18 protein-coding genes and 1 pseudogene are annotated in these 20,555 nt (G+C 38.1%); 12 read left to right on the top strand and 7 right to left on the bottom strand.

Features of this window, described 5'->3' with window-relative positions; all coding sequences use genetic code 11:
- Window position 1: 1 nt before the first annotated feature.
- From pstA to GPZ88_RS03090, 5 genes are read left to right on the top strand one after another with little or no spacing between them, the layout of a single operon-like run.
- Window positions 2-880 carry a phosphate ABC transporter permease PstA gene (gene pstA, locus GPZ88_RS03110; RefSeq protein ID WP_074602904.1) on the top strand — a complete coding sequence of 293 codons (879 nt, stop codon included), beginning with the start codon at window positions 2-4 and terminating at the stop codon, window positions 878-880.
- On the top strand, window positions 873-1,622 hold the full coding sequence (gene pstB / locus GPZ88_RS03105; RefSeq protein ID WP_166043368.1) for a phosphate ABC transporter ATP-binding protein PstB: 750 nt from the start codon (window positions 873-875) through the stop codon (window positions 1,620-1,622). The genes pstA and pstB overlap by 8 nt, the downstream gene beginning before the upstream one ends.
- On the top strand, window positions 1,619-2,272 hold the full coding sequence (gene phoU, locus GPZ88_RS03100) for a phosphate signaling complex protein PhoU (RefSeq protein ID WP_039696281.1): 654 nt from the start codon (window positions 1,619-1,621) through the stop codon (window positions 2,270-2,272). Before pstB ends, phoU begins: the two co-directional genes overlap by 4 nt.
- On the top strand, window positions 2,269-2,946 hold the full coding sequence (locus GPZ88_RS03095; RefSeq protein ID WP_039696283.1) for a winged helix-turn-helix domain-containing protein: 678 nt from the start codon (window positions 2,269-2,271) through the stop codon (window positions 2,944-2,946). Before phoU ends, GPZ88_RS03095 begins: the two co-directional genes overlap by 4 nt.
- A complete protein-coding gene (locus tag GPZ88_RS03090; protein ID WP_039696285.1) occupies window positions 2,939-4,591 on the top strand; it encodes an ATP-binding protein in 1,653 nt (550 codons plus the stop codon). The genes GPZ88_RS03095 and GPZ88_RS03090 overlap by 8 nt, the downstream gene beginning before the upstream one ends.
- A gap of 34 nt (window positions 4,592-4,625) precedes the next feature.
- Here the strand turns inward: GPZ88_RS03090 and GPZ88_RS03085 are convergent, their stop codons facing one another.
- Window positions 4,626-6,908, bottom strand: coding sequence for a Xaa-Pro dipeptidyl-peptidase (locus tag GPZ88_RS03085; protein ID WP_166043366.1), 2,283 nt, complete (start codon window positions 6,906-6,908; stop codon window positions 4,626-4,628).
- Window positions 6,909-7,029: 121 nt separating this feature from the next.
- Between GPZ88_RS03085 and gla the strand changes: the two genes are divergently transcribed.
- The 4 genes from gla (at window position 7,030) to GPZ88_RS03065 (ending at window position 10,425) form a co-directional block, all read left to right on the top strand.
- Window positions 7,030-7,875 carry an aquaglyceroporin Gla gene (gene gla / locus GPZ88_RS03080; protein ID WP_166043364.1) on the top strand — a complete coding sequence of 282 codons (846 nt, stop codon included), beginning with the start codon at window positions 7,030-7,032 and terminating at the stop codon, window positions 7,873-7,875.
- Window positions 7,876-8,048: 173 nt separating this feature from the next.
- A complete protein-coding gene (locus GPZ88_RS03075) occupies window positions 8,049-8,795 on the top strand; it encodes a CppA family protein (protein WP_074564424.1) in 747 nt (248 codons plus the stop codon).
- Window positions 8,792-9,712: a serine hydrolase domain-containing protein gene (locus tag GPZ88_RS03070; RefSeq protein WP_166043362.1), complete on the top strand. Its 921-nt coding sequence runs from the start codon at window positions 8,792-8,794 to the stop codon at window positions 9,710-9,712. The genes GPZ88_RS03075 and GPZ88_RS03070 overlap by 4 nt, the downstream gene beginning before the upstream one ends.
- A 98-nt stretch (window positions 9,713-9,810) precedes the next feature.
- Window positions 9,811-10,425, top strand: coding sequence for a DUF1269 domain-containing protein (locus GPZ88_RS03065; protein ID WP_074626822.1), 615 nt, complete (start codon window positions 9,811-9,813; stop codon window positions 10,423-10,425).
- Between the two features lie 83 nt (window positions 10,426-10,508).
- On the opposite strand, the gene GPZ88_RS03060 is transcribed toward GPZ88_RS03065, so the two are convergent.
- Both GPZ88_RS03060 and pflB read right to left on the bottom strand, forming a co-directional pair.
- Window positions 10,509-10,946: a GNAT family N-acetyltransferase gene (locus GPZ88_RS03060; RefSeq protein WP_166043361.1), complete on the bottom strand. Its 438-nt coding sequence runs from the start codon at window positions 10,944-10,946 to the stop codon at window positions 10,509-10,511.
- A 60-nt stretch (window positions 10,947-11,006) separates the two neighbouring features.
- A complete protein-coding gene (pflB, locus tag GPZ88_RS03055; protein ID WP_039696295.1) occupies window positions 11,007-13,331 on the bottom strand; it encodes a formate C-acetyltransferase in 2,325 nt (774 codons plus the stop codon).
- A gap of 222 nt (window positions 13,332-13,553) precedes the next feature.
- On the opposite strand from pflB, the gene dinB reads away from it, so the two are divergent.
- Window positions 13,554-14,645 carry a DNA polymerase IV gene (gene dinB, locus GPZ88_RS03050; protein ID WP_166043359.1) on the top strand — a complete coding sequence of 364 codons (1,092 nt, stop codon included), beginning with the start codon at window positions 13,554-13,556 and terminating at the stop codon, window positions 14,643-14,645.
- 55 nt (window positions 14,646-14,700) lie between these two features.
- Here dinB and GPZ88_RS03045 read toward each other — a convergent pair whose 3' ends face one another.
- From GPZ88_RS03045 to rnhC, 4 genes and pseudogenes are all read right to left on the bottom strand, one after another.
- Window positions 14,701-15,201, bottom strand: a complete 501-nt coding sequence (locus GPZ88_RS03045) for a hypothetical protein (RefSeq protein ID WP_074626824.1) — start codon at window positions 15,199-15,201, stop codon at window positions 14,701-14,703.
- A 486-nt stretch (window positions 15,202-15,687) separates the two neighbouring features.
- Window positions 15,688-17,925: pseudogene (recD2, locus tag GPZ88_RS03040) on the bottom strand (SF1B family DNA helicase RecD2); the annotation flags it as partial.
- Between the two features lie 111 nt (window positions 17,926-18,036).
- Window positions 18,037-18,630 carry a signal peptidase I gene (gene lepB, locus GPZ88_RS03035; RefSeq protein WP_039696300.1) on the bottom strand — a complete coding sequence of 198 codons (594 nt, stop codon included), beginning with the start codon at window positions 18,628-18,630 and terminating at the stop codon, window positions 18,037-18,039.
- Between the two features lie 16 nt (window positions 18,631-18,646).
- Window positions 18,647-19,549 carry a ribonuclease HIII gene (gene rnhC, locus GPZ88_RS03030; protein WP_166043357.1) on the bottom strand — a complete coding sequence of 301 codons (903 nt, stop codon included), beginning with the start codon at window positions 19,547-19,549 and terminating at the stop codon, window positions 18,647-18,649.
- 120 nt (window positions 19,550-19,669) lie between these two features.
- Between rnhC and zapA the strand changes: the two genes are divergently transcribed.
- Window positions 19,670-19,978, top strand: a complete 309-nt coding sequence (zapA, locus tag GPZ88_RS03025) for a cell division protein ZapA (protein WP_006531956.1) — start codon at window positions 19,670-19,672, stop codon at window positions 19,976-19,978.
- Between the two features lie 3 nt (window positions 19,979-19,981).
- Window positions 19,982-20,530: a CvpA family protein gene (locus GPZ88_RS03020; RefSeq protein WP_074626827.1), complete on the top strand. Its 549-nt coding sequence runs from the start codon at window positions 19,982-19,984 to the stop codon at window positions 20,528-20,530.
- Window positions 20,531-20,555: the final 25 nt, after the last annotated feature.

The following is a 20,555-nucleotide window of genomic DNA, read 5'->3' as shown; positions in this document are numbered from 1 at the left end:
AATGAAAAATATCAATCAGAGAAATATCAAACAAAGTATTAACTCTCGTAAAAAAGATCCTCTTTCAATGATTTTATTTTGCATGGTGTATTTAGCGGCATTTCTGAGTTTTTCAGTCATTGCTTTTATTGTCATTTATATTCTAATCAAGGGAGCACCTCATCTTAGTAAAGGGCTATTTGCCTTAACTTATACGACAAAAAATGTTTCCTTGTTACCGGCTTTGATTAATACCTTGCTGATAACTTTATTGACGCTTTTGATTGCTGTTCCTGTTGGAATCAGTGCTTCTATTTACCTGACAGAATACGCTAGAAGAAACAATCCATTAGTTGCAATTATTAGAGTTGCTACTGAAACTTTGTCAGGGATTCCCTCAATTATTTATGGTTTATTCGGAGCGCTTTTCTTTGTTAAGTATGCGCACTTTGGATTATCTTTGCTATCTGGTGCGATTACTTTAAGTATTATGATTCTTCCTTTGATTATGCGTACAATAGAAGAAGCTTTGCTATCTGTTCCAGATGGTTATCGAGAAGGAGCATTTGCTTTAGGGGCTGGAAAATTACGGACAATTTTTAAGATAGTTTTGCCAAGTGCAATACCAGGTGTTTTCTCAGGGATTATTTTAGCGATTGGTCGTATTATTGGAGAGTCAGCAGCTTTGATTTTTACAGCTGGGACTGTGGCAGAAGTGGCAAGAAGTATCTTTAGTTCATCTCGAACTTTAGCAGTTCACATGTATGCAATATCTGGTGAGGGGTTATATCTTAATCAGACTTATGCAACAGCGGTAGTTCTTTTAGGATTGGTTATTGGTATTAATATTTTATCTGGTTTTGTGGCTAGACGTTTAGGAAGTGAGATGGGTGATGAGTAAGTTAATTGTTGATAATTTAGATTTGTATTATGGTGATTTTCATGCCTTAAAATCGATTAATTTGGAAATTCCAGCAAATGGTATTACTGCCTTCATTGGACCATCAGGATGTGGAAAATCAACCTTGCTAAAAAGTTTGAACCGTATGAATGATTTGGTTAAAGATTGCCGCATTACTGGAAAAGTCATTCTAGACGGTAAGGATATTTACCAAGATGTTGATATCAATAGTCTGCGCAAGAAAGTCGGAATGGTGTTTCAAAAACCTAATCCATTTCCAATGAGTATTTATGACAATATCGCTTTTGGTCCAAGGACACATGGCATTCATGCGAAAGCTCAATTGGATGAAATTGTTGAACGCTCTTTAAAACAAGCAGCTATTTGGGATGAGGTCAAAGATCGTTTGAACAAATCAGCTATGGGATTATCAGGTGGACAGCAACAGCGTCTTTGTATTGCGCGTGCTTTGGCTATTGAACCAGAGGTCTTGCTGATGGATGAGCCGACTAGCGCACTTGATCCTATATCAACATCAAAGATTGAAGATTTGGCAGTTACTTTAAAAGATAAATACAGCATTGTTATGGTAACACATAATATGCAACAAGCAGTGAGAATTTCAGATAAGACAGCTTTCTTTCTCATGGGGGAGTTGGTTGAGTGTAATCAAACAAGCCAGCTCTTTTCACTGCCGCAAGATGAAAGAACAGAAAATTATATTACAGGGAGATTTGGATGATTCGTTCAACATTTGAAAATCAGCTGCAAGAGCTAACGAAAAATGTCATCCTGATGGGAGCCTTGTGTGAGGATGTCATTTCAAAATCAGTTCAATTTTTGAAGAAAGATGATTCGTATTTGGTTAACAATGTGGTTAAAACCTACCAGAAAATTGAACGGCTTGAGCGTGATATTGAGGAGCAGTGTTTGAAATTACTCTTACGTCAACAGCCTGTTGCTAAAGATTTAAGGCGAGTTTCAGCAGCATTGAAGATGGTTTATGACATGAAACGTATTGGAGCGCAAGCTGCAGAAATTGGTGAAATTGTGAATCAAGGTCACATTCAACCTGGACCAGAGTTAGAGTATTTGCAAAAAATGGTCGGCCATGTTGTAGGTATGGTAACAACCAGTATTGATGCCTTTGTATACGACAATGAAGAGATGGCAAATCAGGTTGTTCGTTACGACAATACAGTTGACCAAGATTTTGATACAATAAAGGTAAATTTGATGACATATTTTTCAGGCAAAGATGTTGATGGCGAGCATGCTATTGATGTCTTGATGGTAGCCAAATACATTGAACGTATCGGTGACCATACGGTTAATATTGCCAAATGGGTGATTTTTTCCATTACTGGGCAATTAGATGGAGATGACATATGATTTACTGTGTTGAAGACGATGATGATATCCGTGAATTGATGCTCTATACTTTAAAAACAGCTGGTTTTGAAGCTCTTGGCTTTCCAAACGCTGATGACTTTTGGCAAGCCGTGTCTAGTCAAAAGCCTGATTTGGTTTTATTAGATATTATGTTGCCTGGAAGTGATGGTTTAGCCATTTTAGAAAAGCTAGAAGGAACACCTATGACTACAGATATTCCAGTCATTATGGCAACAGCCAAAGGAACGGAATACGACAAGGTAAAAGGGCTAGATATGGGAGCCGATGATTATCTTGTTAAGCCTTTTGGCATGATGGAGATGATTTCACGAATTAAGGCTGTTTTGCGTCGAAGTCAAAAAGCACCTGCTCCTAAGCAACTACAGCTTGGAAATTTATCACTAGATGTGGAAAATTATATTGTTAAAAAAGATAATCAAGTGATTCATTTAACTCTGAAAGAGTTTGAACTTCTTGCTCTTTTGCTGAAAAATCCCAATCGTGTATTTACCAGACAAGATCTACTTAAACAAGTCTGGGGAGATGATTTTTTAGGTGAAACGAGAACTGTGGATGTCCATATTGGAACGCTGCGAACAAAACTTGGTGATGCTAGCCATTATATTCAAACGATTCGTGGTGTCGGTTATCGCCTGGAGGATGACAATGGTTAAGAAGATTTTTCGTTCGACGCTTATGGTAACTTTGGGAATTCTCTTTTTAGCAATTATGCTGATTATGGGGGTTCTCTATAGCTATTTTGCTCAAGTACAAAAAGAACAACTTCAGACAGAGACGTCCTTAGTTGCCCAAGGGGTTAATCTTGAGGGAAAAAGCTATTTTAATCACCTTAAGGTATCAGGAGTTCGAATGACTTGGATTGACCATAAAGGAGATGTTCTTTATGATAGTCAGTCTAATGCAAAGAAGATGGATAATCATGCTAATCGGAAAGAATTCAAGGAAGCCTTGGCAGATGGTTATGGAGAAAGCACGCGCTATTCATCTACTTTAACAACTAAGTCCTTGTATTTAGCACAGCGTCTTGATGACGGAACGGTTATCCGATTATCAGTGACACAGCACAGCTTATTATTACTGTATATTCGCATGTTTCAACCATTTGCCTTGATTATCATATTAGCTATTGCTTTATCAATCTGGGTTGCGCGATATACTGCCAAACGTATTGTGGCTCCTCTAAATGATTTAGATCTAGATCAGCCACTGCAAAATGAAGCTTATGATGAAATTTCTCCTTTGTTAAGACGAATTGATCATCATCAAAAAGCGTTGAGTAAGCAAGAAGCCTTGTTAAACCAGAAAAAAGAAGAATTTGATACCATCATTTCAAAAATCAAAGAAGGTATTATTTTGTTGGATGCTAAGTGTCAGGTGATTAGTATTAATGACGCGGCGCAACAACTTTTTCAGACAGATCAAACTTGTCTTGGAAAAGACATCTTACAAATTACGAGAGACTTGTCGTTTCATAAATGGTTAAAATCAGGTCTAGCTGGTCATAAGCAAGAGGGAATTATTCATTTTGACAAAGAGAGTTATAAAGTTCTGATTCGCCCGATTTTATTTGATGGTCATGTGACAGGTTTGGTCATTCTTTTATTTGATGTGACGGAACAATTACAAATTGAGCAGCTGCGTCATGAATTTACGGCTAATGTCTCACATGAATTAAAGACACCTTTACATGTTATCTCGGGATACTCAGAGATGCTAGTTAATGGAATGGTTTCAAGTGAGGATGCTCCTTATTTTGCAGGCAAAATTTACAAAGAATCTAAGCGCATGGTTCAACTAGTTGAAGATATTATCAATCTTTCACATTTGGATGAGACTGATCAGGTACCTATGGAAACATTGGACATCTATGCAATTGCTAAAAATGTTCTTGATAGTTTGTCTACCAAAGCTAGTCAGAGACAGATCCATTTACACTTAACAGGTCAGCCAACCATGATGCTAGGAAATCCTGCTTTGATTCACTCAGTTTTGTACAATCTCTGCGATAATGCTATTACTTATAACCGTGATAAAGGAAGCGTCGAAGTTACAATAACATCGGATGAAAAATACGTTTTCTTAGCTATTAAGGATACTGGTCTTGGCATTCCAAAAGAAGAACAAGAACGGATTTTTGAACGCTTCTATCGTGTTGATAAAAGTCGCTCAAGAAAAGTTGGTGGAACTGGTCTTGGTTTGTCTATTGTCAAACATGCTTTAAAACTTCATGAGGCTACTATCCAAGTCAGAAGTCAGGAAAATATTGGAACACAGATGTTACTAACATTTCATAAATAAAAAAGGTTGAACCTAGGGTTCAACCTTTTTATAATTATTTTTCTACCGGAAGACTAATGCTTGATTGGTCTAAGTCAACGGTTAAAATATAATTGCTATTGTCGCGGATAGTGTGTTCAAAGTCTGTAGTGTAGAGAAGGACACGTAAATTATCACCTTTTTGAAGTTTGTAGATACTTGGTTGAAGGGTAAAATCAAGAGTCATCCACTCATTTGGTTTGATATCTTCGACAGTTAGCAAATCGTTTCGATTTTGCAGATTAAGGACACCTTTTGTGATGACACGTTCTTGTGTTTTGACAAATGGGAGTTCCTTAAGAGCTTCGCGTGAGAAGTTGCGACCATTATCGATAGCATGTAAAGCACGATTAGTTGGCACATCTTTGAAACGTTTTTTCTGACCGTAATCAAGCACTTGTGCAGACAAGAGTCCTTTATTTTCACTTGATTTCAGTGTTAAATGTAGGGTTATTTGTCCGTTGATGTGATAGTCTTTGTGGAGTGGAATATCAACGCAGATACTGTTTGCTTTTCCAGCAAATAAATCTGTCTTGAAAGTATGGAAGTTTTTACTATATCGTTCAAAGTCATCTTTACCATAATGGTTATCAATAATTTGACGATCTTTGCCAAGAGGTAGTGTTTCTTGGTTAACACTACCAAATTGTGTTAAACGACTTGTCCATGTTTGTTCTTGACTATTATCTTGCCAAATCAATGTTGGTAAATCAAAGTGATTATCTTGACCTAAGAGTTTTTGAGAGAGCAAAGCATTCATGCTTTCACGAAAATCAATAGATTGCCAGTTGTGCATGTAGACATGTTCTCCATTGTGAAGGAAGGCATGCTTTTCAACAGAGCTTGGCAATGCGTTAAAAATGTTAAAAATGTGACGTGGTTTAACGTTCCAGTCTTGAAGACCGTGAGTGTAAACACAAGTAGCTTTAACTTTATCAGCATGTGGAAGATAGTTGCGGTCATGCCAGAATTGGTTGTAATCACCAGAAGTACGATCAAGTTCTGAAGATTGTTCATCTAAAAGTTCTTGATAGTGTGCGTTGTTACGGAGATAATCACCAGAAAGCAAATTACGTGAGTAAGTCAATTCGGTAAGGACATCGAGGTCTTCACCAGGGTAACCACCAGGGCTGCAGACAAGACCATTTTCACGGTAGTAGTCGTACCAAGATGAAATGGCTGATTCTGCAATGATGACTTTTAGCCCTTCTACACCCGTTGTCGCAAGGGCAGTTGACATAGTTCCGAGATAAGATTTACCAGTGGTACAAACTAAACCATTTGACCAATCAGCTAGCACTTTTTGGTCACGGCGATGGCTAGAAAAGGCAATGGCTCTGCCATTTAACCAATCGATAACAGCTTTAAAGCTTTCAACTTGAGCGTAGTCACCACTTGTCATAAAGCCATTTGAGCCAGCGGTTCCAACACCAGAAACGTAGATATTAGCAAATCCACGAGCTAAGAAATAGTCATTCAAGGTATAAGGATTGATAAAGCTAAAACTTTCTTCAGCATCACCGACTGGAAGGTCTAGCTCAGGAGTTTCAAGTGGCTCGAAGTCACGTGTCTCCACACTGATTTTACCAGCAGATTTGATGGCTAAGTCGCCTTCCATTTTGTAAAGTTTCTTGTCGTTAGCAACAATATTTGTTCCTTCATGATAAGGGCTTGCTGTCATCATAGTTGGCACTTGATATTTGGTATTTGGTCGAATGATATTGACTTTAATCAAATCCAATTGTCCATCTTGATCGGTATCAAGAGGAGATTGAACGTAGACAACTTCACGAATCAAGTCATTCGTATCAAAGGTTGCTAAAGATTTGCCGTTGAAGAAATGGTAATCATTATCAACTGGAATCAGACCTTTACTGATTAAATCATCAAGTAAAGTCATTCCGCCTTTTTGGCGGCTAACAAGCAGGTGGTAAAGGGCTTCAATAACGTGTCCTTTTTGATAATTGATTGGAAAATCGATTTTCTCTAAAAAGTTAGTTGTATCTGTAAAATCAACGTGTGGTGTGAATCCGAGTAATTGAAGGGCAACGGTATAAAAAATATCTGCCGTTAGCGGACGATCAGATTGGAAAAATGTCAGTAAATCTGTCTCGAAATCTGCGATAAGATTGTGAAGTGGGTAATCCGTGTCTTTATAATTAAAGAAAATCTTACGACAGAAGTGCTCCAGTGCCTCTTTATCAGATTGACGTTTGTTAAGCTCAAATCCAAGAGCTTGTAATTCTTGTTCACAAGCATCGGCAGGCCTTGGTATGTAAGAGAATTGGTTATATTTCATGAAAATTTCTCCTTCTAAAAGTAAACGTTTTAATTTTACAGATAACCTTTACATTATCTATTATACTTGATAAAATGTTAGTTGTCTAAACTATATTTTTTTTTGGAGGAAACAAAAAGACATGGACTTTTCATGGACTGTGAAATACATCACAGAATTTATTGGAACAGCTCTTCTTATCATCCTTGGTAACGGTGCTGTTGCAAACGTTGATCTTAAAGGTACAAAAGGACACAACTCAGGTTGGGTTATCATCGCTCTTGGTTATGGTTTTGGTGTTATGATGCCAGCTCTTATGTTTGGTAACGTTTCAGGTAACCACATCAACCCTGCTTTCACAATTGCACTTGCAGTTTCAGGTATGTTTGAATGGTCACACGTTGCTCAATACATCATCGCTCAAGTACTTGGTGCAATGTTTGGTCAATTGCTTGTTGTTATGGTTCACAAACCATACTACCTTCAAACTGAAAACCCAAATGCTATCCTTGGTTCATTCTCAACTATCTCAGCTGTTGACGATGGTACAAAAGAAAGCCACAAAGCTGCATGGGTTAATGGTTTCTTGAACGAGTTCCTTGGATCATTTGTACTTTTCTTTGGTGCAATGGCTCTTACTAAAAACTACTTCGGTGCACAATTGATTTCTCAATTGACTGCTGCAGGTTATGATGCTTCTACAGCTGCAACTCAAGTTGCTCCTTACACTACAGGTTCACTTGCTGTTGCTCACATGGGTATCGGATTCCTTGTTATGACACTTGTAACTTCACTTGGTGGTCCTACAGGTCCTGGTCTTAACCCTGCACGTGACCTTGGTCCACGTATCGTCCATGCTTTGCTTCCAAAATCAATTCTTGGTGAACACAAAGGCGATTCTAAATGGTGGTATTCATGGGTACCAGTTGTAGCTCCAATCCTTGCTGGTGTAGCTGCAGTTGCCTTGTTCAAATTCTTATACCTATAAGATAACCAGATAATAAACCAGAAAAGAACCTTCGGGTTCTTTTTTATTAGGCTCGGAGAGCATAATTTCTTGTCAAACTGACTATTTTTTTCTAAAATAGAAAAGACCCGGTCCTTATTTTTGTAAGAACTTGTACAACATAATCTAACAAAAAACACTGTGAGGAGATAATTATGACTTTATTTAACGGAGTCACGTTTAGGCATCCCGTTTTACGTATCAACAATCGTGATCATAACATTGATTTTTATCAAAAATTAGGCTTTAAGTTAGTGAACGAAGAAAATGCTATTGCTGTATTTTCAACAAAACAACGAAATGCTCGTTTCGTCATTGAAGAATCACCAGCACCAGATACTCGTGCTGTTGAAGGTGACAAAAAGATTAATAGAATTGTCGTTAAAATTCCTAAAGCAGCTGAAATTGAAGGTATTTTAGGTAACGGCATCGATGTGGAACGACTTTTCAAAGGTAAACGTGGTTATGCTTTTGAGACAGTATCTCCAGAAGGTGACCTTTTCCTCTTGCATTCAGAAGATAACATCCATGAATTAAGAGAAATTGAGAACAAAACATTTCCTGAAAATGATGATTTAAAAGAAGTTTCTGAGTTCCATTTTGAAAGTTTGACACTTAATGTTGCTGACAAAGCTGGCACACAAGCTTTTTATCAAACCGTATTCGGAGGTAAATTGCCGTTAGATCTTCAGTTTGAACAAGGAAATGGAGCAGATTTAACTGTTGACCCTCAAAAAACATGGGATTTGGAAATCCTAGAATTTAAGGTTCCTAAGAACTACGATCTTAAAGCTTTGGCTGATTATTTAGAGGCTAAAGGACAATCTATCTATTTAGATAAAAAAGAAAGTGTTTTGGTTCTTTCGGATCCTAGTCAAGTTGAAATTTGGTTTATCAAATGACAGATTTGCTAGACATTATCAATAATCAAATCGATCGCAATATTTATCATGGAGCTAGTTTAGCTCTTTTTAAAGACAATCAATGGAATGAGCATTATATTGGAACGATTGATGGTAAGACTCCTGTTGTTTCTGGTTTAGTTTATGATCTGGCCTCTGTATCTAAGGTGGTTGGTGTCGGAACGGTTGTTATTTCACTTGTCCGTGAAGGAATGTTGGATATTGATGCACCGCTTAAGCAGTATTATCCTGATTTTCATGAGGAAAAACTGACGCTTCGCCAGCTCTTAACACATAGCAGTGGAATTAATCCTTTTATTCCGAATCGTGATGCACTTAACGCCAAGGAGTTAAAAGAGGCTATTAATCACATTACGGTAGAAGATAAAAAAGATTTCTTGTACACAGATATTAACTTTTTATTGCTTGGTTTCATGTTAGAAGGTATTTTTGGAAAATCTTTAGATGAGATTTTCAAGGAAAAAGTGTTTGAACCTTTTGACATGACTAAGACAGGTTTTGGACCAGTTAAAGGTGCTGTGCCAACGGTAGCAGGGATTTCTGACGGAGTTGTCCATGACCCTAAAGCTAGGGTGCTTAAAAATCACGCTGGCTCAGCTGGGCTATTTTCTAATCTAGCTGACCTTGAAAAGCTGTGTCAGCATTATCTGACGGATGATTTTGCGCGTGATATTTGGCAAAACTTTAGTCATGCTAATAAAGAACGCTCGCTGGCTTGGAATAAAGAGGGAGATTGGCTTGACCACACAGGTTATACGGGGACTTATGTGGCTATTAATCGCAAAGAACAAAAAGCGACGATTTTCTTAACTAATAGGACCTATTCTTACGATGATCGTCCGCTTTGGATTAAAGAACGTCAGAAAATTTCTAACTGGATTCAGGAAAATTTTTAAAAAGATTGCTATTATTGTGAAAACGTTTTACTTTTTCTCGGCTTTTTTAGTGTGAAAGTGCTATAATGAAGGTAACCAGAGAAAAGGAGGACAAGGTTATGGCAGATGTACTTACTGTTGTTTTCAATGTTGAAAGTGAAGCTTATCAAGCATTTTCAGAATTAAAAGCTTTCAAGCAAGACAGCCACACCCAAATCGCACAAATTGCCTTGGTCAAGAATGAAAATGGTAAAATCACTATCAAAGATTCTGTTGATTTTGATGATACCAGCCATGAATATGCAACGATTGGTGGCATTGTCGGTGGTTTGATTGGTATCTTGAGCGGACCGATTGGTGTTATTATCGGCTACGGTATCGGAAGTCTTGCTGGTGCTGCGAGTGGTAGTATGACAGATGCTACTGACAATAGCTTGATTGAAGAAGTGACAACTAAGCTACTTGATGGCGATGTTGCTGTTATTGCTTTGGTGCATGAAGAGGACGAAAGTATATTGAACCATGTCTTTGCTCCTTATAAGACTAATATTATGCGTTGGGATGCTGTTGCCCTTGCTCGCGAAGTTGAACTTGCAGGTCAAGTTCAAGATGAACTTTATGATAAGGTTCAAGAAGACATGAATGAACGTCGTGTCAATCATTTAAAAGAACAGGGAAATGATATTGCAGAAGCCATTAAGGCTAAGTTCCGTCGCTTAAGAGGAAAAGAATAGTTCTAAGCAGTCAGATATACTATTCATCTCTAAACAGTGAAAAATAAACACTCTTGACTTTTGGTCAGGAGTGCTTTTTTATTTTATAAAGTTTTCATCATGCTGATATGTTGGATGCCTGCTTCTTCAAATTCTTCACCAAAAGGAGTAAAGCCAAGTTTATCGTAAAAGCCTTTTGCGGTTAATTGCGCATGGAGAATTATTTCTTTAAAGCCTTGTTGTTTACAAAAAGTGATGATCTCTTCTAGAAGGTGTTTTCCAAAATGCTTTCCTTGTTGGTCAGGAAGAACAGCCATACGCTGCAAGGTGGCTTTGCTGTGGTCTTGATTTGGCAAAATACGGCAAGTAGCGACAGCATTTCCTAAGTCATTATAAAGAACAAAATGCAGGCAATAAGCTTCGTTTTTATCAATTTCAAGAGATAAAGGAACACCTTGTCCTTTTACAAAAACGATTTGACGGATTTTCATGGCATCCAAGTAGGTATCTGAAAGTGTGTTTCTGGTTTGTTTGATTTTCATAGCTCTATTTTAAGGACAAAAAAAGACTCTGTCAACTGACAAAGTCTTTTTCGATATTTATTATTTAGCAGCAACAGTTTCAGCAACATCATCCATTGAAAGAACTTCGTGGAAGACGCGTTGTGTCAATTCTGTCTTTTGTTCTTTAGTAAGGTATTTAGTGTTGACACAGTAACCTGAGATACGAACGATAACATCTTCACCATTCATAATCTTGTCATAAACATCTTTAAGGTCCATGACGTTCAAGTTAACGTGTTGTCCACCGTTTTCGAAGTAACCATCAAGGATAGTTACCAAGTTATCAACTTGTTCATCAAATGTCTTACCGAGAGCGCGTGGAGAAACTTGAGTTGTAAGTGAGATACCATCTGCAGCATATGAGAAGTCAAGGCTTGCAAGAGAGTTCAAGTTTTGTAACCAACCACCACGAGCTTTGTTAGATGGGTTGGCACCTGGTGAGAAGAATTCAAGTTTAGAAAGGTTTACGGTACCATCTTCGTTAAGGTAAACACCTTTGTGAACTGGAGAGTTACCAGTTTGTTTAGAGTAAGCAACGTTTGAAGTGATTGTAAGAAGTGATACAGTAGCTTCAGCGTTCTTGTAAAGTTTATGGCTACGAAGACGAGTAGTGTAAGCCTCTACCAACCATTCGGCAAGTTCGTTAGAACGAGGGTCATCTTCACCCCAACGAGGGAAGTCACCAGTTGTTTCGTAATCGTAAATGTAGCCATCTTCGTCGCGGATTGGTTTAACGGTAGCATATTTGATTGCTGACAAAGTATCAACAGTATTGGCAAAACCACAGATACCGAATCCCATGTTGGCACGTTGTTTAGTTGGCAAGAATGCCATTTGAACAGCTTCGTAGTTGTATTTATCAGTCATGTAGTGAATGATGTTAAGAGCATCTACGTAAGTTGAAGTCAACCAATCAAGAGATTTTTCAAAGTTAGCTTTAACAGTTTCGAAATCAAGGATTTCGTCACGAACTGGTTCGATGTCAAATACTTTGTAGTCTTTGTGAACATCATCGTAACCACCGTTCAAACCAGTAAGAAGAGCTTTAAGGACGTTTACACGAGCACCAAAGTATTGGATGTTGTGACGTTGTTCTTCGTTTTCTGGGTCAAGTGGTGATACACAACATGAGATACATGACATTTCACCATAACCGTCTTTAGCCATTGTTGTTACACCTTCGTATTGGATTGAAGAGTGTTTGTGTGACATTTTCATACAGTAGCGACGGAATGAATATGGCAATTTATCAGTCCAAAGAACTGTCAAGTTTGGTTCTGGAGCGTTACCGATGTTATCAAGTGTGTGCAAGAAACGGTAGTCCATTTTAGTAACACGGTGACGACCGTCAGCACCCATACCAGCCATAGATGTAGTGATGAATGTTGGGTCACCAGAGTAAAGTTCGTCGTAAGCTTTAGTACGAGCAAATTTTACAGTACGAAGTTTCAAGACAAAGTCATCGACAAATTCTTGGATTTCTGATTCTGTGAAAGTACCACGAGCAAGGTCACGTTCAGCAAAGATATCAAGAACGATTGGCACACGTCCTAGAGAAGTGGCGGCACCATTGATAACACGACAAACTGCCATGAAAGCAATGTTAACCCATTGGATAGCTTCTTTAACGTTCATGGCTGGTTTACGAACATCAAGTCCGTAAAGGTCACCAAGTTTAACAACTTCACCAAGAGCTTGGTATTGCATGTTTACTTCTTCGCGAAGACGGATAGATTCTTCGTCGATTTCAGTGATAGCGTTCCAGTCGTTAACTTTTTCTTGCATTAAGTAGTCAGCACCATAAAGAGCTAGACGTGCGTAAACACCGATGATACGTCCACGAGAGTAAGCATCTGGAAGACCAGTTACAGTGTGTGCGTGACGCGCACGGCGGATATTAGATGTATAAGCGCGGAAAATTCCGTCATTTACTGTAGTAGTGTATTTTGTGAAAATTTCATGAACAGCAGGATCTGGTTCATAACCATGTTCTTTAAGTGCTGTTTCTGCCATACGGATACCACCTTTTGGCATGAAATTCAATTTGAACAACTCATCATTTTGAATACCGTAGATTAATTCATCGTCTTTTGAAATATAGCCGGCAGGAATATCTGCGATTGATGTTGGACGAGTGTCCATTGGGAAACGAGTTGCTTCGTATTTAGCTTTTGTATCTTCAATGATTTTTTTGATTTTAAGAGAGCGTTCAGTAGCTGGAGCTAAGAAGCTTTCATCACCATCATAAGGTGTGTAGTTAGCTTGTACGAAACGAGAAACGCTGGCTTTTTCTTTCCAGTCAGTACCTTTAAAGCCTTCCCAGGCTTTTTCAAAAACATCTGCATTTGTTTTAACAGTCGCCATAATGAGATTTCTCCTTAAATTCTAGTAGCTGTAACAAGTCATCTGTTACATTTACAATTATAAGTCTATCATAAAGGAAGCGTTTTCCCAAACAAAAAAATTGGAAAAAACTAGAATCTTTTCTAGAACAGTTTCAGAAAGTTGGTTAACTGTACTAGAAATTTGTAAATTTTGCTTGAAAGTAATGAAAATTGTTATAATAGAATCAGAAAGGACTGGACGATGCTTATTTTTCCATTAATTAATGATACTTCTCGAAAAATTATTCATATTGATATGGATGCCTTTTTTGCGTCAGTGGAAGAAAGGGATAATCCAGAACTCAAAGGAAAGCCTGTTATTATCGGTTCTGACCCACGTAAGACTGGTGGACGCGGTGTCGTGTCAACTTGTAACTATGTGGCAAGAAAATTTGGCGTGCATTCTGCCATGTCATCGATGGAAGCTTATGAGCGATGTCCACAAGCTATTTTCATTTCTGGTAACTACCAAAAATACCGAGAGATTGGAATGCAAATTCGTGAGATTTTCAAGCGTTACACTGACTTGGTTGAACCCATGTCCATTGATGAAGCTTACTTGGATGTCACTGAAAATAAGCGTGGCATCAAGTCAGCGATTAAAATCGCTAAAATGATTCAATATGATATTTGGCAAGAAGTTCACTTGACTTGTTCAGCCGGTGTCTCTTATAACAAATTTCTAGCTAAACTAGCTTCGGATTATGATAAACCGAAAGGTTTAACCTTAGTATTGCCAGAAGATGCGCAGGATTTCTTGAAAAAATTACCAATTGAAAAGTTTCATGGTGTTGGTAAAAAATCAGTTGAAAAACTACATCAAATGGGTGTTTTTACGGGGGCGGATTTATTAGAAATACCAGAGATGACCTTGATTGATCATTTCGGGCGCTTTGGTTATGATTTGTACCGTAAAGCGCGAGGTATTTCAAATTCACCAGTCAGACCCAATCGTATTCGAAAATCTATTGGGAGTGAACGTACCTACAGTAAATTACTGTACGAGGATGCTGATATTAAGTCGGAGATTTCAAAAAATACACGTCGAGTTGTGGACAGCTTAATGCGAAATAATAAAGTTGGTCGCACTGTCGTTTTGAAGGTTCGATACGCGGATTTTTCGACTTTAACCAAGCGTAAAACACTAGATGATGTCACCAATGATTTTGAGGTGATTGACCAAGCTGCTCATGCGATATTTGACAGCTTAGAAGAATCAAAATCTGGTGTGCGTCTTCTGGGGGTTACTATCACGGGATTAGAAGATAATATTCGTCCATTAAATCTCTTTTAAAAATTAAAATACCGTCTTAGCTCAAGTTCTGAGACGGTATTTGATTTCTTAAAAGTTATTGATTAACACTTTCAGAATCAGTCTCATCGCCTTCTTTGTCTAATAGCTGTGCTGCTTTGTTGTACACATAAGCATAAAGCCCCAAAAAGACAAGTGGCAAAATGATATTGAATGGTGAAAGTGGAATATTAAGATATACACTCAAGGCAAAGCTTGCAAGATTGTAAACAACAGTATAAATCAAGGCAATGCGGTAAGGTGATAAACTTGGAGCATTGTCTTTGATTTTTGATAAGTTTTTGAATGCTAAAACAGCTACAATGATGTTAACAACAAGAGCAATAACTGCAATGATAACAATCCCAACATTGGTAGAAGCTTCAAGAATTCGGAATTTTTCAGCATCAAGTTGTTCTTTAAACTTATCAAGGTTATTAACGACGATATAATGGCTAATAACACTCCAAACTTTGCTTAGCGCAGCAAGAACATTTACCCAAGCGATAAAAAGCGTCCAAGAACGCAAAGATTGACGAATTTTTTCATAAGAAACCATTTCAAACCTCCTAAAAACAATGGTAATCCTATTATGATAGTACAGATATTATAACACAATTTCCTTATATGTAAACACTTTTCTGTCAAGAGATGTTATATCAAGAAACCCTTTAGTTTCAAGGATTAAATCGTTTTAAGTCTCTAAATGTTTTAAGTGTAAAGCTATTCTATCATCTGAAAATTTATATTTATACAAAATAAATGCATGAGAAAAACTAGGAATTTAGTGCTAAATTAACCTAGTTTTTTCTTTTTATTTTTTGAAAAAATGTTCGATATCTTCTTGAGTGATACCAATCATTGGATCAATAAATGAAAGATTTTCTTCTGTTAGACGGTATTCTTTGACGTTATCTGGTTTGTCTTCGTTAAAATCAAGGCTAAGTTGAACAACTTTTTCGGATTTTTCTTCTTCAACGTGAGCAGTAGAAGAAGTAACTTTATCTTCTAGTGGCTCATTTTGGCTTTCTTTTGCTTCGTCTGGATTTTCTATCGTTTCTGAGTTGTCAAGGTCTTCTGGATTTGTTGTGAAGCGTTGGACGAGATAAGTCTTGCGTTTAGAGCCTTCATTTTTTATGGCGTAATCAAAGGCAGCAATCTCTCCCAACATGACTAATTTACTCTTAGAGCGGGTAATGGCTGTGTAAATCAGATTGCGTTGCAAAAGACGACGACTTTGGCGCGTAATTGGCAGAATAACTACTTGGAATTCACTCCCTTGTGATTTGTGAATGGACATGGCGTAGGCAAGCGTGATTTTGTGCCATTCGTTACGAGGGTAAATCACTTCAGTCCCGTCAAAAGACATGTATAGTTCATCTTGTTTTGATTCTGTGTATTTGGCAGGAATCAAGTCTGTGATATAGCCGATATCTCCGTTAAAGACATTGAGCTCGGCATCATTAATCAAATGAAGAACTTTGTCCCCTTTACGGAAATTCATATCACCAAAAGCAAAGGATAATTGGTCACCGAGTGGATTAAGCAAATCTTGAATGATTGTATTGAGGCGGTTAATGCCGGCAGCACCACGGTACATAGGTGCAAGAATTTGAATTTCTTGAGGGCTAATGCCGCTTTTAATAGCTGCGCTGACAATTTTCGGAATCATCTCAGGAATATATTGAGCGCCAGCTTCAAAGTAAGAACGGTCCGCTTTTTTCTGAGTGAAATCAGCTGGCAAGACGCCTTGTCTCATCTGATTAGCCAGTGTGACAATGGTTGAGTCTTCAGATTGCCTAAAGATTTTTGTCAGTGCTATTTGCGGCAGTGTTTTGATTTTAAGTAAATCAGCTAGCACTTGCCCAGGGCCAACGGATGGAAGTTGGTCGCTATCACCAACGATAATGACTTGAGTATTTGATGAAATGGAGCTAAAGAGCTGATTGGCTAGCCAAGTATCTACCATTGAAAATTCATCGATGATAATCAAATCACAGTCCAAATAATCATCCATGGCTTGATAATCATTGTCGCCGTTTAAGCCAAGATGACGGTGGATGGTTGCACTTGGAAGCCCAGTTAATTCGTTCATGCGACGTGCCGCGCGACCTGTTGGTGCAGCAAGAACAATTGGGATATCCTTCTTCTCTAAATCAATGCCGTGTAAATCAGCATAAGCAGCAATCAAACCGTTAATAACAGTTGTTTTACCAGTCCCTGGTCCACCAGTTAGAATGAAAACTTTGCTTTGAAGAGCTTCTTTAATGGCATTTTTTTGGACAGCGTCATAAGAAATGCCAAAGGCGTCTTCGATGTCTTCAATTTCTTCTTGTAAGTCTTGGTCTGAAAATTGTTTAGTTAATGGAGTATCAAGGATGCGTGTTAGATTTTTCTTGATACCAGCTTCGGCATAAAACAGTGTGTTATCAAAGATTTTTGTGCCGATGTTTTGCACCTTGTCTTCAGCGATAAGCGTAGATAATTCCTTAGCAACAGCAGCAGGGTCTAGCTCAATTTGGCGGGCTTCTTCCAAAATGGTAATAGCATTTTCTAGTAAATCACGCGCCTCAACGTAAGTATCCCCATTTTCAACCGAGGTTTCAAATAAGCTGTGAACGAGTGCGGCACGAAAACGCTGCGGTGCATCTGCCTCAATCCCCAATTGTTCGGCGAGCTGGTCCGCAATTTTAAAGCCGATACCTTGAATATCTTCGACCAGTTGATAAGGATTTTCTTGGATAATCTCTAAACTTTCTTCCTTATAATGATTGAAAATATCAATAGCCACACGATTGGTTAAGCCGTATTCGGCAAGTTTTGAGAGGATTTGCTCAGTTCCATAGTTAAGTTTTAATTTGGCAACAAAATTATCACGATTTTCTTTAGAGAGTCCAGAAATACTCTCAAGCTTACTAGGGTCTTCCAAGATTTTATCAATCGTGTTATCGCCGTAGAGTTGGACAATTTTCTCAGCTGTCTTTTTACCGATGCCTTTAAAGTGGTCACTTGAAAAGTACTTGATGAGTCCAGAAGACGTTGGTTTTGTTCGCTCGTATCGGGTAACTTTTAGCTGTTCACCATATTTTGGATGCTGGGTTAATTCTCCCCAGAAGGTGTAATTTTCGCCTTCGATGACATCAGCAATGGTTCCTGTGACAATGATTTCAAAATCATCAAAGTCAGAATCGGTATCTTCGATTTCGAGTAATATGATTTTAAAGAAGTTACTGGCATTTTCAAAAATAATACGGTCAATAGCGCCAGAAAAGAAGTATTCCATAAGTCATCCTTACTTGATTGTTATAGTGGCTTTATTATATCATTCGCCAATGTGATAGACAAACATCGCATTAAAAAGACCTAACTCGTGTGAGTTAAGTCTTCGTTGAATTTAGTTGACGCCTCCAATTTTTGAGAGTGGCCAGAAGCGGAATTTGACTTCGCCGACGATAGCTGATTTTTTGAAGGAACCAACTTCACGGCTGTCTTTTGAAACGATGCGGTCATCACCTAATAAGAAATACTGATTTTTTGGAACTTTGACGGTAAATTCAGTGCTGCCGTCTTTAGCAGTGGTGAAGGCATCAGAGTTTTCAGCTAGTTGTTGGAATAAGGTGTTGTAAGAGTAAATGTCTTGTAAATCATCATCTTCAAAAGCTTTTTGGTACTTGTCCAGGTAAGGTTCACTTGTCTTTTTACCGTTGACGTAAAGAACATCATCTTTATAGGTAATGGTATCACCTGGGAGTCCGATAACACGTTTAACGATTTCTTTGGTTTTGTTGCCTTCTTTTTCCTTAGCTACAACAATATCAAAGCGATCGATTTTGGCAGTTCTTAGAACGATTAGGCGTTCTCCGTCAGCCAGCGTAGGGTCCATAGAATGACCGTCAACACTCACAGGCTGGATAAGGAAAAGACGAACAAGACCAAGGGCGATTAAAAAGAGGATAAAGGGTCCCCATTCTTTGATGAATTGTTTCATAATTGGTTCCTCGATGTTATTTTTTTAATAAATTTTGTGCTTTTTGGGTGTTTGCAAAGTGGAGTTTTGCAGTGTGTTCTAAGCCAGGCATGCCGTAAGCTGCTAGGATTTGACTAGCTACTTTATCGGATTTGCTACCAGCACCGCTTGGAAGTTTGTACTGTACTTCTTGGCTTAGCTTATCTAAATTCTCCAAGAAAAGGTTACGGGCGATAATGGAGCTAACTGCGACAGCAAGGTATTTTCCTTCAGCCTTTTCTTCTAGCGTTAGAGGATTGTCAAAGTGATTTACCTCATTTTTGAGGTATTTTTCGTAATTTTGACGGCTAGTAAAAGCATCAATCACGATTTTTTCAGGTTTTACGCCATCTTGCAGTAGCAGATAAATAGCTTGATTATGAAGAGCTACTTTTACAGAGACTGCATTGTGCATCTTACCTTTTCCAACGACTTGGTTGTATTTTTGAGGGGACAATAGCAGAGCTTTATGCTTGATTTTCTCTTCTAAGATTGGGGCGATTTGGCGAATCTTACTATCCGTTAAATTCTTAGAATCATCGACACCAAGTTTCTTTAGCAGCGCGTGGTCATCAGGTGTTACAAAACTAGCAACAACAGCTAAGCCACCAAAATAAGACCCGTTTCCAACTTCGTCTGAACCGATAAGTGGCATGTTTTGCCCAGATTGGCTGCTTTTCTCAGATGACTCAGAAGCTTTATAACCAAATTGGCTAGCAACCTCTTCAGCAGAACTGCCTTGAAAGACAACCTTACCAGAGGTGTAGGCAAGAACTGTGACGCCATTGATTTTTGCGGCGAAAGTGACGTAAGGGTTGTTGTTTGTGATTTGCTTACTAGTAAGTGTTTTGACTAAGTTTTGCAAGTCATTTTTCCCTAGTTTTATAACAATTGTATTCATGCTTTAATTGTAACATAAAAAGGTAGACAAAGTGGCAAAATAGCCGTTGAAAACTGCTATTTTCACGCTTTCATTTTACGAAATGTTTATTTTAAGGTATAATGTCAAAGAGGTGACTATATGGAAAGCAAAAATCGTTATAAATTCGTCTTTGGAGAAAAGTCGCTCACATTGACAACAGATAAGGATAACCTCTTCATGGAGGAAGTTGAGCGTGTAGCCAAAGAAAAATATAATACAATCAAAGAAAAATTACCACAAGCTGATAATGAAACGATTGCTATTTTGATGGCTCTCAATTCGCTTTCAACTCAGCTTAGTCGTGAGATTGAAGTTGAAAAAATGGAAAAAGAATTGACGGCTCTCCGTTCTGAGGCGATTGACGATATTAAGGAGAAAGCCAGCAAATCTGATTCTGATGAGGAATAATATATGTTATCAGTTTTTATTTTGCTGATTTTAGCTTGGCATTTTTACATTGGCTATTCACGAGGTATTATCTTACAAGCTTACTATTTTGTAGCAAGTATTGTGTCATTAGTCGTGGCTAGTCGCTTTTATCAAGCATTGTCTGAAGAGATTACTTTATGGATTCCTTACTCAAATGCAGGGCAAGGTGCCAGCATGAATTTCTTCACGGACGTTAATATTTTTGATTTAGATAGAGTTTATTATGCTGGGGTGGCTTTCACAGCTATTTACATGTTGGTTTATGCCATCTTTCGTTTTATAGGGATTTTGGTGCATCTGGCACCAGTTCACCATTTTGATAGTGTCAAGCTTAATTGTTTTAGTGGCATCATGGCTGTTTTGGTAGCTTTAGTCTTCTTTGGCTTAGTCTTGACATTACTTGCAACTGTCCCGATGTCAATGGTTCAAAATCTTCTCTCAAGCAGCTGGATTGCACGTTTGATTATTAATTATTTCCAACCATTGACAGGTGTTATTAAGGCACTTTGGGTAACAGCCATTTTAGGATAAGAAGAAGGGCGTTTAGCCCTTATTT

The sequence above is a fragment of the Streptococcus ruminicola genome, from assembly GCF_011387195.1.
Lineage (GTDB): Bacteria > Bacillota > Bacilli > Lactobacillales > Streptococcaceae > Streptococcus > Streptococcus ruminicola.
Note: the sequence above shows the minus strand (reverse complement) of the source record. Positions and strands in the feature narration are given on the sequence as shown.